The organism is Oceanihabitans sp. 2_MG-2023 (assembly GCF_030547245.1).
Lineage (GTDB): Bacteria > Bacteroidota > Bacteroidia > Flavobacteriales > Flavobacteriaceae > Oceanihabitans.
Genome location: NZ_JAUOQT010000002.1, coordinates 473,345 through 486,611 on the forward strand (window position 1 = coordinate 473,345; position 13,267 = coordinate 486,611).

Here is a 13,267-nt window from a genome sequence, read left to right on the forward strand (position 1 = left end):
TGCTAATAATTAAGTTGGTTAAATTGTGGTGACTCTTGAACCATCTTGGTTAATTTACCAATACAAAGCGATTTCTTTTTTCTAGCATACGCATAAGTTACACCTAAACTTGCAGCAACTTCTTCCATCGATTTTATTTTAAAAGTTGCTTTAATTAAATCTTTACATGCTGTTCCTAATTGTTGAAACATGGTATTAAATAACGCTTGCTTTTCTCCAAATAATGAGGTTTCGAAAGCCAATTCTTGTGAGTCGTCATCTTTAGATAGCACTTCTTCATTTATTGTTACCTCTTTATTAGTCTTCTTTTTTAATTCGTTTAGCCATTTCCGTTTACACAACAGAAAAAAATAAGCATCAAAAGGACAAGTTAATTGTAGTTTTTTTTGACTAGCCTGATTATATATAGTAATAAGTGTTTCTTGAATTACATCTTGTGCTTGATCTGCATCTCCACTATTCTGCTTTATGTAATTAATAACCTTTGGTACAAAGGTGTCGTAGATGGCTTGTATAATAAAGGAGTTGTTTTCAAGTAATCCTTCTATATATTTTTGGTCTTCGTGTATTTTTTTTGCACTCATAAACCCTTTTGTTTTCGGTTGGTTGCCAACGAATTTAAAAAAACTTTACAAAATAAGGGTAACAAATTTTAAATGCTTTTGATATAAGGTTGTAAAAGCCAAAATGGCAAACATTAAAAAACAAATTATAAAACAATAAACATTTAGAAATTATGAGAAATTCAATTTTAATTATCGCAACAGTAGTATTTAGCTTATTAAACATGAACGCTACAACAAGTAATACAAACCCAAACACTACAATGGAAAACGTAGAAATTGCAAAAGACGATTTAATTCAGGTGTACGATTGGACAGTAAAAACTACAAATGGAGAATTTTCTGGAACCGCATTAACCTTATTTGATGCAAAAAGAATGGCAAATATTGTTGGACAAGCAGAAGTTGTTTTAGAAAGACAAATTAATAGTTATTACATGCTAGCAAGCGAATTAAACCAAAAAGAAGCAAGACTTTATTACTGGGAAGCAGACAGTAAAAATGCAAAAGCTCAAGGATTTGCTTCTTCAGAGTTTACAGCTAAAAGAATGATTCAATTAGTTACAAAAGGAGATATAATCAATTACAGAATTATTGCTAGCAGTCCTAAATAAAAATTAAACAAATCTAAAAACTGGTTAACAAAATCTGTGCCCAGTTTTATAAACATGTATAACAAATAAATCTATAAATTATGAATAATTCAAGAAATTTCAATTCACAATTAAACATTATAAACTTAGTAAATAACACTTTAAAGCGAGTGTTTGGAAGCCTATTTTTGGCTACCATTTTATTTACAAGCTGTAATCCTGATGACGATGGCAATTCGAATACAGAAAATTATGTGCCAGATGCAGAAGCTTTTTCAGAATTAAAAGATCAAGCATTAGGAAATGCAACACAAACCTTTCAGTTTAATGCAGACGATGGTAACATATCACTTACCTCGGAAGCCGGAGTACAAATAAACATTAATGGGGATTGTTTAACCTTAAACGGGAATACAGTAACAGGACAGGTAGATCTAGAATTTGTAGAGTTATTTGAAAAAGGAAACATGCTAACTACAAACAAACCTACCATGGGCCAATTACCAAATGGAGACAAAGCTTTATTAATTTCAGGCGGTGAATTTTTTGTAGAAGCTACACAAAACGGAAACCAATTAGAAACAAACTGTGGTTTACAACTTATTATTCCTACTAATTTAACTGGTGATCCAGATCCAGTAATGACTTTATGGGAAGGTGAAATAGACAATGAAGATCTTTTAACTTGGAATGAAATAGACCCCGCTGTTAATAACGAAGATGTTTTTGTAGAAGAGAATTCCTATTATGCTTTTCTAGATTTTGGATGGACGAATGTAGATCGTTTTTATAGTGATCCTAGACCAAAAACTCAAATTCAAGTGCAACCTCCTGCAAACTATACAAATTTAAATAGTGCTGTATATTTATCGTACGATGGTGAAGCTCCAGCTTTAGCAAATCTAGATACTTTTGATAATAATACTAATATCTTTAGTGAACATTATGGGCAAATACCTATTGGCTTAGAATGTCATGTTATTTTTGTTACCGAAGATAATGGGGTTTGGAGATATGCAATAAAACCTGTAACCATAGTTGCTAACCATATAATTACATTTACATTAGGCGAAACTAATACCGGTACAGAAAACAGTTTAACTGCATTAATAAATGCATTACCATAAAACAAGATTGTAAACATTAATAAAAGAGCAGAAAACATATTTTCTGCTCTTTTTATTATTTACAATAAAAACAATATCACTTTTAGACTACCGACAAAGCCTTTAATAGACTGAAACTCCCATTTCATAAAAACATAAATTTTTAATAGCTCTTTTTAAAGTATATTGGTCATTATATTAAATTATCCTATTTTGTATCTTTAAAAGCTTTAATCTAACTTATATGAAATTTACTACATTATTAATTTGCCTAATTTTTTCTTGGTATTCGTTCGCACAACAAACGCAAACCATAGATACATTAAGACGAGTAGCTACCATTGAATATAATACTAACGGAAACGAAGTAAACTTTACTCCTAATGCACCTGAATTAAACCAAATAGCAGGAGCACCAAAAGCTTTTTACACGCACTATTGGGAGTTTGGAGATGGAGAATACAGTAAAGAAACAAACCCAAAACACACTTATAAAAAAGCTGGAGATTATGAAGTTAAACTCTGGTCTACTAATAATTACGACACCGGAAAACCTCCAGTTTCTAGACCTAAAAAATTAAGTATGACCAAGGATGCAAATCCTGAAAACGATACAGAAACGGCAAGTATGAGTGCAAACCTAGAACTGCAACGTAATACCGAACCAATGCCAGAAGAAGAAATTGTGGTTATTATGAGTTATAAAAACGCTAAAGATTATGCTACTAGCGGAAAACTACATTTGTTTTATAATGAACAAAAATACCAAGCCAATAATTTCGAACTAACAGACACTAGAACTTACCATAACGAAAGAGAAAGCATTGCTACAGATTTTGTATACACTTATGATTATGACGACCATGAAAGTGTTGTAGCATCCATTGAAGACAACATCGCTAAATTACGATTAAAGTTTCAAGACAGTACAGAAAAAAGCAATTTACCGCTTACTTTAGAAACCTCTAAAGCATATTATAAAAATGCTAGTGTTTTAGAATTTGATAATATGAAACCAAACGAAGAAAGAAATGTTTTTTACACTTTAAAAACAACACCAGAAATGCTTAAAGACACAAGCGCTATTATTTCTGTACGTGGTGTATATATTCCTGATGATAATTTTGACAACCATAATGTAAAAGACATGGAAATGGAAATTGTAACTTCGCATGACCCAAACAAAATGTCTACTTCAGCAACGTTTTTAAATTATAGATTGGTTCGTTTTAAACGTCCTAAGTTCAAAATAAAATTTCAAAATAATGGCGAAGGTCCCGCTCGAACGATTCGACTGGAAACAGATATTCCAGATATGTTTGATAAATCTTCCATTTTAGTAGAAGACATGTATCCTAAATGCGAAATTTGTCCGAAACGAGAAGTAGAATATAGCTGTCTAGACACAACATATACAGAAAAACAAGCCATATTTACATTTAAAAACATTTACCTTCCTGGTAGCGAACAAAAAAATGTAAAAGAATATGATTCTACGAAAGGATTTGTAAAATACAGTATCAAGTTTGGTAAGGATTTTCACAAACAAAAAACCAAAAGTAAAACGGCAATAATTTTTGACAAAAACGATCCAATAATTACAAATTATTCTACTACTAGATTTTTACCTGGAAACTCTATAGGAATAAAAGCAGGATATAACATATATGCTAATTTAGAAAACTCTAAAAGTTATTTTGTTGGAGCCACACTTTCTCCTTACAAATCATACAGATGGTATTGGCAAGTAGAATTACTAAATAGTTTTCATAGCTATGATAGTAACAAAACAGTAACCGTAAATGAAATAGATTCTCCTGCTTTTATTGGAAGAGAACGAACCACAACGTATAATAGCTATGACAATGTAGATTGGGAAATCCCCATTTTAGCGAGATATAACATCAATAATTTCATTGGCTTAGGAGCTGGTTTACAAGGCGCTTTTTCTTTAAGTTCAAAAACAGAAAACAGCACAAAAATAGAACAAGCAGAAAATATTAATGGCATTGACTTTGGGCCATACACTACTATTAACGAGTCTTCAAACAAAACCAGCAATTCTTTCCATAATTTTAGAACAGGTTTATTATTTGAAGCTACTGCTGGTTTTGCACGAATTGGGCCAAGTGTAGGAGCTAGATATGTTATTAATTTTAAAGAAGACTTTAATTACTTGCAATTATATGCCATCTGGAAATTTTAAAACGAAGTATAAGAAATCCCTAAACCAATCTTGTATTTAATGAAAAAACACTTATTTATTCTCTGCTTTTTTATTCTTAGATTGGGTTTTTCTCAAGATTTAGAAAATGCCATATATGAAGCAACAGAAACTTTTAATGCAAGTAAAAGCGAAGCCACTCTTAGCACACTTGATAAAAAAATAAGTGCATTTGAAAATAACTTAACTACCGAAGATGAATATTTTGCTTTCATAAATCTTCTAGCAAATAAAGCATTTTATTTAGATGCTTCAAATAAACAACAACAAGCCATTGCTACCTATGAAAAAGCATGGACGCTGTACAAAAAACAAAATGTAGTTAGTTATGATATTACAGAATATTGTTTAATTCCATTGGGTACATTATACCATAAAACAAAAGATTACACCAATGCTGAAAATATTATTAAACAATATCTTTTTCTTGCTGAAAAGCAAAACAACACAAGTCAAAAAATAACAGCATCCATTAATTTGGCAACTCTGTATCAATCTATAGGAAGCTACCAGTTAGCATATGCAACAGCAAGTAAAGGGTTGCTTTTTAAAAACCTAAAACCTTATCAACAAAAAACACTTAAGACCATACAATCTAGAAGTTCCCTTTTTATAAAAAACAAAGTTACTATTATAGATAAGGTAATTACTCCTGGATTTCACACTAAAGAATCTGAAATAGATATTACATTAAAATATGAACAAGCTCTAAAAAACAAAGACTATAAAGAAGCACAAAAAAACTTCAACAAACTTAAAAATCGCAACATAAACAATCTACAATCCGGTCGTGAATATGCGAAATTAGCTTTTCAAGAAGGACAACTGTATTACTTATTAAAAGACACCTTACAAGCAAACAAATATGTAAACTATGCATTAAAAATTTTGCTTCCGGGTTTAGAAGAAAAAAAGCTTCCAAACAAAAATCAATTATATCCAGAAAACACTTTTATTGATATTTTTGATTTACTTGCAGAAATACAAACGAATCCAGAAAAAGCATTGGCTTGCTATGATTTAAGTTTTTATGCTTCGTCTTTAATAGAACAAAATATCACTTCCCAAAAAGGGCAACTTTTTAATCTTTATGCCAATAGAATTCGTAGCGAAAAATGTCTTAACATTCTTTATCAGCTTCAACAAAATACAGACAACACTCAATATACCGAACGTGCTTTTTATTATGCCGAAAATCAAAAAGCAAGTATATTAAAAGATGTCAAGACTAAAAAAACACTTCTAGATCAACACCCAGAAGACAGCGTACTAATTAAGCAAAACCTGCTTATTAAAAAAGAAGAACAACTCACCAACCAATTAATAAACACTCCTATTAATAATGCTTCTGCAACAGAAAAAAACATATTAAGACAAGAACTTAACGCAATTAGTATTGCTTTAAAAGAAGTAAATATTAAAGTTCATAAAAAGTATACTATTTCTGAACAAATAGAGAAAATTCGATTAGAAAGTTTAAAAGCAAAACTACAAGAAGACCAAGCTGTTCTTGTTGAGTATTTTTATGGAATACATTACATCTATCAATTTATTTTTTCAGACAAAGCAGCTCGTTTTAATCGTATAAAATTGAACGCTGAAAACAAAAACAATATTTCTAATTTCATTAATTATTTTAATTCGAGTGCAATCATAAATAATAATATTTCAAAATTTACAGAAGATGCATATACAACTTATAAAACGCTATTATTAGATGAAATAACAGATAAAGAAAATGTCATTATTATTCCTGACAGTAGATTGAGTTTTATTCCGTTTGACGCATTATTAACTGCAAACACAGAAAGCACCTCTTTTTCAAAGATGCCGTTTTTAGTTAAAAAACACAAACTGATTTACAATGCTAATGCTTACTTATATTTAAATCAAAACAAAACAAAGAAAAAAGAAAGTCTACTAGGTATTTTTCCAGTATTTGAAGGAACAAACCTAGAATTAATATATTCTAAAACAGAAGCTGAAAACATAGAAGACATTTTGCATGGAGATTTTCTTTTACAAGCAGAGGCAACAAAAAATAAGTTTATTGAAAAAGCATCAAAATATAGTATTATTCATTTATCTACACATGCAAAAAGTGGTAATTTTAAAGAACCTGCAAGTATTGATTTTTATGATGAAACCTTAAGTTTAAACGAACTATATGGCCTTAAAATAGAAGCAAATCTTGTTGTTTTAAGCGCCTGCGAAACTGGAGTTGGTGCATTACAAAAAGGAGAAGGCGCATTAAGTATAGCTAGAGGGTTTCAATATGCAGGAGCAAATAATGTATTATTTTCACTTTGGCAAATTAATGATTTAGCTACTTCGCAAATTATGACGTCCTTTTACAAAAATTATAGCAAACACAAATCCGAATTTATAGCAAACAATATTTCAAAAATTGAATACCTAAATAATAATGAAATAAATAATATAAAAAAATCCCCCTATTATTGGAGCGCTTTTGTTTATTATGGAAATGTAACACCAAAAACAGAAAGCTCTTTTTCATTATATGTGTTAATAACTATACTATCTCTAATATTACTTGTATTTTTATTCCTTAAATTTAATAGAAAGAACACATGAAAACTTTACAAGAGTTTTTACTAAAACAAGAGTATTTAAAAATAAAACTGAAACTCACTAAAACAAATCATTTTGAAATTAAGGCCTCAATAAATGGAGTGAAAGGGCTTTTTATTTTAGACACTGGAGCTTCTAGTTCTTGTGTTGGTTTTGAAGCTATAGAAACCTTTAAGCTTAAAGTTAAAGATTCTGAAATAAAAGCAGCTGGAGCTGGAGCAACAGATATGCTGACTCAAATTTCTAAAAAAAACAAATTAAAAATTGGGAGATGGAAAAACGAAAAAACAGCGCTTATCCTATTTAATCTCACACATGTTAATACGGCACTTACCAACCATAACGCAAAACCAGTAGATGGTATTATTGGTGCAGATATATTAAAAAAAGGGAAAGCAATTATTGATTATGAAAAGAAATATTTGTATCTAAAAAAGGCCTAAATAACTAAACTATTTTCTTACATTTACCAGTAATAGCAACTATTACTCCCTCAAAATTAATGAACACTTCTATAATCATAGCAGACGATCATCCATTAATGCTTCGTGGCATTCAAGATTTTTTAGCTTCTAAAGGCTTTAATATATTAGGAAGTGCTCCAGATGGACAAGCAGCCTATAATCTTATTGTAAAAGAAAAACCAGATATTGCGCTTTTAGATATTCGAATGCCATATATGACGGGATTAGAAGTTGCAGCAGAATGCAAAAAAAACAATCTAGATACTAAAATCATTTTAATCACTTTTGATAAAGAGGAAGAAATTTTTGATAAAGCAAAAGCACTTGGTATTTACGGTTATATATTAAAAGAGTTTGCTATTGAAGAAATTGAAACATGTATTGCACATGTAGAAATGGATGAACCTTATTTTAGTGAAGAAATTGCAGACTACCTCAACAAATCGGAAACAGTAAATAGTACAAGTGTATTAGAAAACCTTACTAAATCGGAAAGAAAGATTGTATTGCTTATCTCCGAAAACATGACTAGTCAGCAAATAGCTGATAAGCTTTTTATTTCTGTTAGAACAATAGAAAAACATCGCTCTAACATTGTTGCTAAACTAAAACTTGACAATAAACCAACAGCGCTTTCTATATGGGCTAATTTAAATAAAGATAAGTTTTAAAAATACGTAGAACTACGTATTTCACATGTCAATAACATAACATACCTTTACACTGCTATTAATCAGTTCTTAGGGAGAATTGTTAAAGGCTCTAGTTTTTTTAAGCTAGAGCCTTTTATTTTTTATAGCCTATTTTTATTAAAAAATACGTAGAACTACGTATTTTTTATATCGATAACATAACATATCTTTACACTGCTATTAATCGGTTCTTTAGGGAGAATTGTTAAAGGCTCTAGTTTTTTAAGCTAGAGCCTTTTATTTTTTACAGCTCTTTTTATTAAAAAATACGTAGAACTACGTATTTCACATGTCAATAACATAACATACCTTTACACTGCTATTAATCAGTTCTTAGGGAGAATTGTTAAAGGCTCTAGTTTTTTTTTAAGCTAGAGCCTTTTATTTTTTACAGCCTATTTTTATTAAAAAATACGTAGAACTACGTATTTTTTATATCGATAACATAACATATCTTTACTGTATGCTATTAATTAGTTTTTAGGGAAAATTATTTTTGCAAGAAAACTCTACATTATTATAATGTGGAGTTTTCGCTTTTTTAACAAAAGCGAATAATATAAGCTCTCGTATTTAGATACTATAAATTTCCTTTTTTATATCTCTTACCGCATACATCTATTAAAACTTAATTTTTACACTTATTTAACCAAAAACGACCTAACCGCTAAAAAACAACAGATTAAAGTGTTTTTACTCAAAAAATAAAATCTAAAAAATACGTATATCTACGTATTTCATTTGTGCTTTATCTGTTTTATATTTACAGTGCTATTAATCAATTACTTATAATCACTTTTTAGAATAACATAATCTAAAGAGTTTAAATTAGGAAAAAATGGAAAATACTCTAGAAATGGAAAACAACCTAAATTTCACACACAAACTACTTATTGCTGGTTTAGTTATTTTAGTTATTACAATTATACTAGTTAACATTTATGTAAATTTCTTTTAGTTTTATTTTAGTTAATTAAACAAAAAAAGCGCGATTTTAGGGATATCGCGCTTTTTTATTTATAAACTTTTAAAATGTTACATTTCTAAAGCTTTCTTAATATCGTTATTCATTAACAATTCTACTGGGTTTTCTAGGGCCTCTTTAACAGCCACTAAGAATCCTACAGATTCTTTACCATCAATAATTCTGTGATCATAAGATAGTGCCACATACATCATTGGGTGAATTTCTACCTTACCATCTACAGCTATTGGTCTTTGAATAATATTATGCATACCTAAAATCCCACTTTGAGGTGGATTTATAATTGGTGTAGATAACATACTTCCAAAAACACCTCCATTAGTAATAGTAAATGTACCACCTGTCATTTCATCTACAGTAATTTGACCGTCTCTTGCACGAAGGGCTAAACGTTTTACTTCAGATTCAACACCTCTAAAAGATAAGTTTTCTGCATTTCTTATTACTGGAACCATAAGTCCTTTTGGTCCTGATACTGCAATCGAAATATCTACAAAATCGTAGGTTAACATTTCTTTTCCGTCTATCATAGAGTTTACAGCAGGATACATTTGTAATGCTCTTACTACTGCAAGAGAAAAGAAACTCATGAATCCTAAACCTACACCATGCTTTGCTTTAAAGTCTTCTTTATATTGAGTACGTAATTCAAAAATTGGAGTCATATTAACTTCGTTAAACGTAGTTAACATTGCTGTTGTGTTTTTAGCTTCTACTAAACGCTCTGCTACTTTACGTCGAAGCATAGACATTTTACTTCTAGAAGAACCTCTATTTCCACCTGTTGGTGTCCCCATTGAAGGTACTGCTTGTACAGCATCCTCTTTAGTTACTCTACCATCTTTTCCTGTTCCTTTAACAGCAGATGCTTGCATTCCTTTTTCTGCTAGAATCTTTTTTGCTGCAGGACTTGCTGTTCCTGTTGCGTAAGTCTCAGTTTTAGGTGTTTCTGCTTTTGGAGCTTCTGCTTTAGGTGCTTCTACTTTAGCTTCTGTTTTTGGAGCTTCACCTCCTTCTGGTTTAGCTGCACTTGTATCAATTAAACATACCACTGCTCCAACGGCAACAGCATCTCCTTCTTCTGCTTTAAAAGTAATTGTTCCACTAGCTTCAGCAGGGAGTTCTAATGTTGCTTTATCACTATCTACTTCTGCAATAGCTTGGTCTTTTTCTACATAATCACCTTCTTCAACTAACCATGTTGCTATTTCTACTTCTGTAATAGATTCTCCTGGTGAAGGAACTTTCATTTCTAAAATCATGCTCTATAATTTTACTTTATATTATCGTTGATTGTTTTTTGTTTTGTCAAACACGAAATCAATTACTTCTTGATGACGTTTTTTAGATCGTACAGAACTACCAGCTGCTGGTGCTCCATAAGGTCTTCTACTTGCTGCTCTAAAAGTTTTAGCTTCCTCTAAATGCATTAACATATGGCTGTAAGCTCCCATATTTCTTGGTTCTTCTTGTGCCCAAACTATATCGTCTGCATTTGTATATTTACTTAATACTTTTCGAATATCTTCTATTGGTAATGGGAATAATTGCTCTATTCTAACTAATGCAACATCTTCTCTTTCTAATTTTTGTTGCTCTTCTAGTAAATCATAGTAGAACTTTCCGGTTACAAACACTAACGTCTTTACGTTATCTGCTGTTGCTTTTGCATCATCAATTAGCATTTGGAAGCTTCCGTTAGCTATTTCATCAACACTAGAAACAACTAATGGATGACGTAGTAAACTCTTTGGTGTAAACACAATTAGTGGTTTTCTGAAATTTGCTTTCATTTGCTTACGTAACAAATGGTACATATTTGCAGGTGTAGTACAATCTACTACAAACATATTATCTTTAGCACACATTTGAAGATATCGCTCCATACGAGCAGAAGAATGCTCTGCCCCTTGGCCTTCATAACCATGTGGTAATAACATCACTAAACCATTTTGTAATTTCCATTTATCTTCAGCTGCAGTGATATATTGATCTAACATAATTTGCGCTCCATTACTAAAGTCTCCAAATTGCGCTTCCCAAATGGTTAGAGTTTTTGGACTTGCCATAGCATAACCATAATCGAATCCTACAACACCATACTCTGATAATAAGGAGTTAAAAATATAGAAGTTTCCTTGAGTATCACTTATGTTATTATGTAATACAATTTCTTCTTCGCTATCTTCTACTTTTACAACAGCATGTCTGTGTGAAAAGGTTCCTCTTTCTACATCTTGACCAGAAATTCTAACATCGTAACCTTCTTCTAAAAGGGTTCCATATGCTAAATGTTCTGCCATTGCCCAATCTAATCTGTTTTCATCAAACATGGTTTGTCTAGATTCAATAAGGCGAGAAATTTTTCGAATAAACTTTTTATCTTCAGGAAGATTAGAAAGTACTTTCGTTATTTTCGCTAATCCTTCAGCAGCATACGAAGTGTCCACTGGCTGCATCATCCCGTCTTCTTGAGCAGTAGTAAAATCTATCCATTCATTACTCATAAATGGTGTGATTTCTGTTGTTTTAATTTTTCGAGAATCTTCTAATTTCTCTTCTAATGCATTTTTATAATCTTGTTCTAATTTAGAAACATAATTATTATCTATAACTCCTTCAGCTATTAATTTCTCCGCATAAATATCTCTAGGATTTTTATGTTTTGCTATTGCTTTATATAATAAAGGTTGCGTGAACTTTGGTTCATCTCCTTCATTATGTCCATATTTTCTGTATCCTAATAAGTCAATAAAGACATCACGTTTAAATTTCATTCTAAAATGTAGAGCGAATAAAACGGCATGAACTACTGCTTCTGCATCATCTGCATTTACGTGTAATACTGGCGAAAGTGTTACTTTTCCAACATCGGTACAATAGGTACTTGATCTTGCATCTAAATAATTTGTTGTAAAACCTATTTGGTTGTTTACTACTATATGAATGGTTCCGTTTGTTTTGTAACCATCTAATTGTGCCATCTGTACGATTTCATACACTAAACCTTGTCCTGCTATTGCAGCATCACCATGAACTACAATAGGTAGTACTTGCGATGGGTTTTCTGGGTATTTATCGTCTTGTTTGGCTCTTGTTATACCTTCTACTACAGCGCCAACCGTTTCTAAATGCGACGGATTTGGTGCAATGTTTAGATTTATTTTTTTTCCGGTGTCTGTAACTCTATCACTAGTCCAACCTAAGTGATATTTTACATCTCCATCAAATACTTCTTGTTCGTAATCTTTACCATCAAACTCACTAAAGATATCTTTTGCAGATTTACCAAAAATATTAGTAAGTGTACTTAAACGACCACGATGTGCCATTCCCATTACAAATTCTTTTACATCATATTCAGATGCTTTTTCAATAAGTGCATCTAATGCAGGAATTAAAGATTCACCTCCTTCAAGAGAAAAACGTTTTTGTCCAACATATTTAGTATGTAAAAAACTTTCAAACGAAACTGCTTCGTTTAATTTTTTAAGTATGTGCTTTTTTTCTTCGGCAGAAAAACTTGGTTGATTATCATTAAAGTTCAATTTATTTTGAACCCATTGTTTACGTTCAACATTTCTAATGTACATATACTCTACACCTATAGAACTACAATAAATAGCTTCTAAATGTTTACGTATTTCACGAAGTGTTTGCGGGCCTAAATCTAAAATATCTCCAGCATTAAAAACGGTGTCTAGGTCTGCTTGAGACAAGCCAAAGTTTTCAATTTCTAGAGTTGGTGCGTATTTACGTCTTGCTCGAACTGGGTTTGTTGCGGTAAACAAATGACCTCTGGTTCTATAACCATCTATAAGTTTTACTACCTGAAACTCTTTTTGAACATGTTCTGGAATTTGAGTTGAAACACCTTCAACTATTTCTCCATTTGTTCCAAAAGTTTCGGAACCAAAATCGTAACCTTGAAAAAAGGCTCTCCAACTAGGCTCAACGGAGTCTGGGTTTTTTATATATTGGTCGTAAAGATCAGCAAAGTATGCTGTATGTGCTGCGTTTAAAAAGGAATATTTATCCATTATTTTTT

9 protein-coding genes are annotated in these 13,267 nt (G+C 31.1%); 6 read left to right on the plus strand and 3 right to left on the minus strand.

Annotation, left to right across the window (positions count from 1 at the left end):
• Window positions 1-2 precede the first annotated feature (2 nt).
• Complete coding sequence (locus tag Q4512_RS05995) at window positions 3-584, minus strand: RNA polymerase sigma factor (protein WP_303422863.1); 582 nt, start codon at window positions 582-584, stop codon at window positions 3-5.
• 152 nt (window positions 585-736) lie between these two features.
• On the opposite strand from Q4512_RS05995, the gene Q4512_RS06000 reads away from it, so the two are divergent.
• From Q4512_RS06000 to Q4512_RS06025, 6 genes are all read left to right on the plus strand, one after another.
• A complete protein-coding gene (locus Q4512_RS06000; RefSeq protein ID WP_303422866.1) occupies window positions 737-1,177 on the plus strand; it encodes a hypothetical protein in 441 nt (146 codons plus the stop codon).
• Between the two features lie 80 nt (window positions 1,178-1,257).
• Window positions 1,258-2,283, plus strand: coding sequence for a hypothetical protein (locus Q4512_RS06005; RefSeq protein WP_303422868.1), 1,026 nt, complete (start codon window positions 1,258-1,260; stop codon window positions 2,281-2,283).
• A 223-nt stretch (window positions 2,284-2,506) separates the two neighbouring features.
• Window positions 2,507-4,468, plus strand: a complete 1,962-nt coding sequence (locus tag Q4512_RS06010) for a PKD domain-containing protein (RefSeq protein WP_303422871.1) — start codon at window positions 2,507-2,509, stop codon at window positions 4,466-4,468.
• A 39-nt stretch (window positions 4,469-4,507) separates the two neighbouring features.
• Window positions 4,508-7,081 carry a CHAT domain-containing protein gene (locus tag Q4512_RS06015; RefSeq protein WP_303422873.1) on the plus strand — a complete coding sequence of 858 codons (2,574 nt, stop codon included), beginning with the start codon at window positions 4,508-4,510 and terminating at the stop codon, window positions 7,079-7,081.
• Window positions 7,078-7,521, plus strand: coding sequence for a retropepsin-like aspartic protease (locus Q4512_RS06020; RefSeq protein WP_303422876.1), 444 nt, complete (start codon window positions 7,078-7,080; stop codon window positions 7,519-7,521). The genes Q4512_RS06015 and Q4512_RS06020 overlap by 4 nt, the downstream gene beginning before the upstream one ends.
• A gap of 59 nt (window positions 7,522-7,580) precedes the next feature.
• Window positions 7,581-8,213: a response regulator transcription factor gene (locus tag Q4512_RS06025; RefSeq protein WP_303422878.1), complete on the plus strand. Its 633-nt coding sequence runs from the start codon at window positions 7,581-7,583 to the stop codon at window positions 8,211-8,213.
• A 1,056-nt stretch (window positions 8,214-9,269) separates the two neighbouring features.
• Here the strand turns inward: Q4512_RS06025 and odhB are convergent.
• Window positions 9,270-10,481: a 2-oxoglutarate dehydrogenase complex dihydrolipoyllysine-residue succinyltransferase gene (gene odhB, locus Q4512_RS06030; RefSeq protein ID WP_303422881.1), complete on the minus strand. Its 1,212-nt coding sequence runs from the start codon at window positions 10,479-10,481 to the stop codon at window positions 9,270-9,272.
• Between the two features lie 21 nt (window positions 10,482-10,502).
• Complete coding sequence (locus tag Q4512_RS06035; protein ID WP_303422884.1) at window positions 10,503-13,259, minus strand: 2-oxoglutarate dehydrogenase E1 component; 2,757 nt, start codon at window positions 13,257-13,259, stop codon at window positions 10,503-10,505.
• Window positions 13,260-13,267: the final 8 nt, after the last annotated feature.

Coding starts and splice junctions, on each gene's coding strand:
- Q4512_RS06000 (WP_303422866.1), top strand. CDS start 737: ATGAGAAATTCAATTTTAATTATCGCAACAGTAGTATTTAGCTTATTA.
- Q4512_RS06020 (WP_303422876.1), top strand. CDS start 7,078: ATGAAAACTTTACAAGAGTTTTTACTAAAACAAGAGTATTTAAAAATA.
- Q4512_RS06005 (WP_303422868.1), top strand. CDS start 1,258: ATGAATAATTCAAGAAATTTCAATTCACAATTAAACATTATAAACTTA.
- Q4512_RS05995 (WP_303422863.1), bottom strand. CDS start 584: ATGAGTGCAAAAAAAATACACGAAGACCAAAAATATATAGAAGGATTA.
- Q4512_RS06035 (WP_303422884.1), bottom strand. CDS start 13,259: ATGGATAAATATTCCTTTTTAAACGCAGCACATACAGCATACTTTGCT.
- Q4512_RS06010 (WP_303422871.1), top strand. CDS start 2,507: ATGAAATTTACTACATTATTAATTTGCCTAATTTTTTCTTGGTATTCG.
- Q4512_RS06025 (WP_303422878.1), top strand. CDS start 7,581: ATGAACACTTCTATAATCATAGCAGACGATCATCCATTAATGCTTCGT.
- Q4512_RS06015 (WP_303422873.1), top strand. CDS start 4,508: ATGAAAAAACACTTATTTATTCTCTGCTTTTTTATTCTTAGATTGGGT.
- odhB (WP_303422881.1), bottom strand. CDS start 10,481: ATGATTTTAGAAATGAAAGTTCCTTCACCAGGAGAATCTATTACAGAA.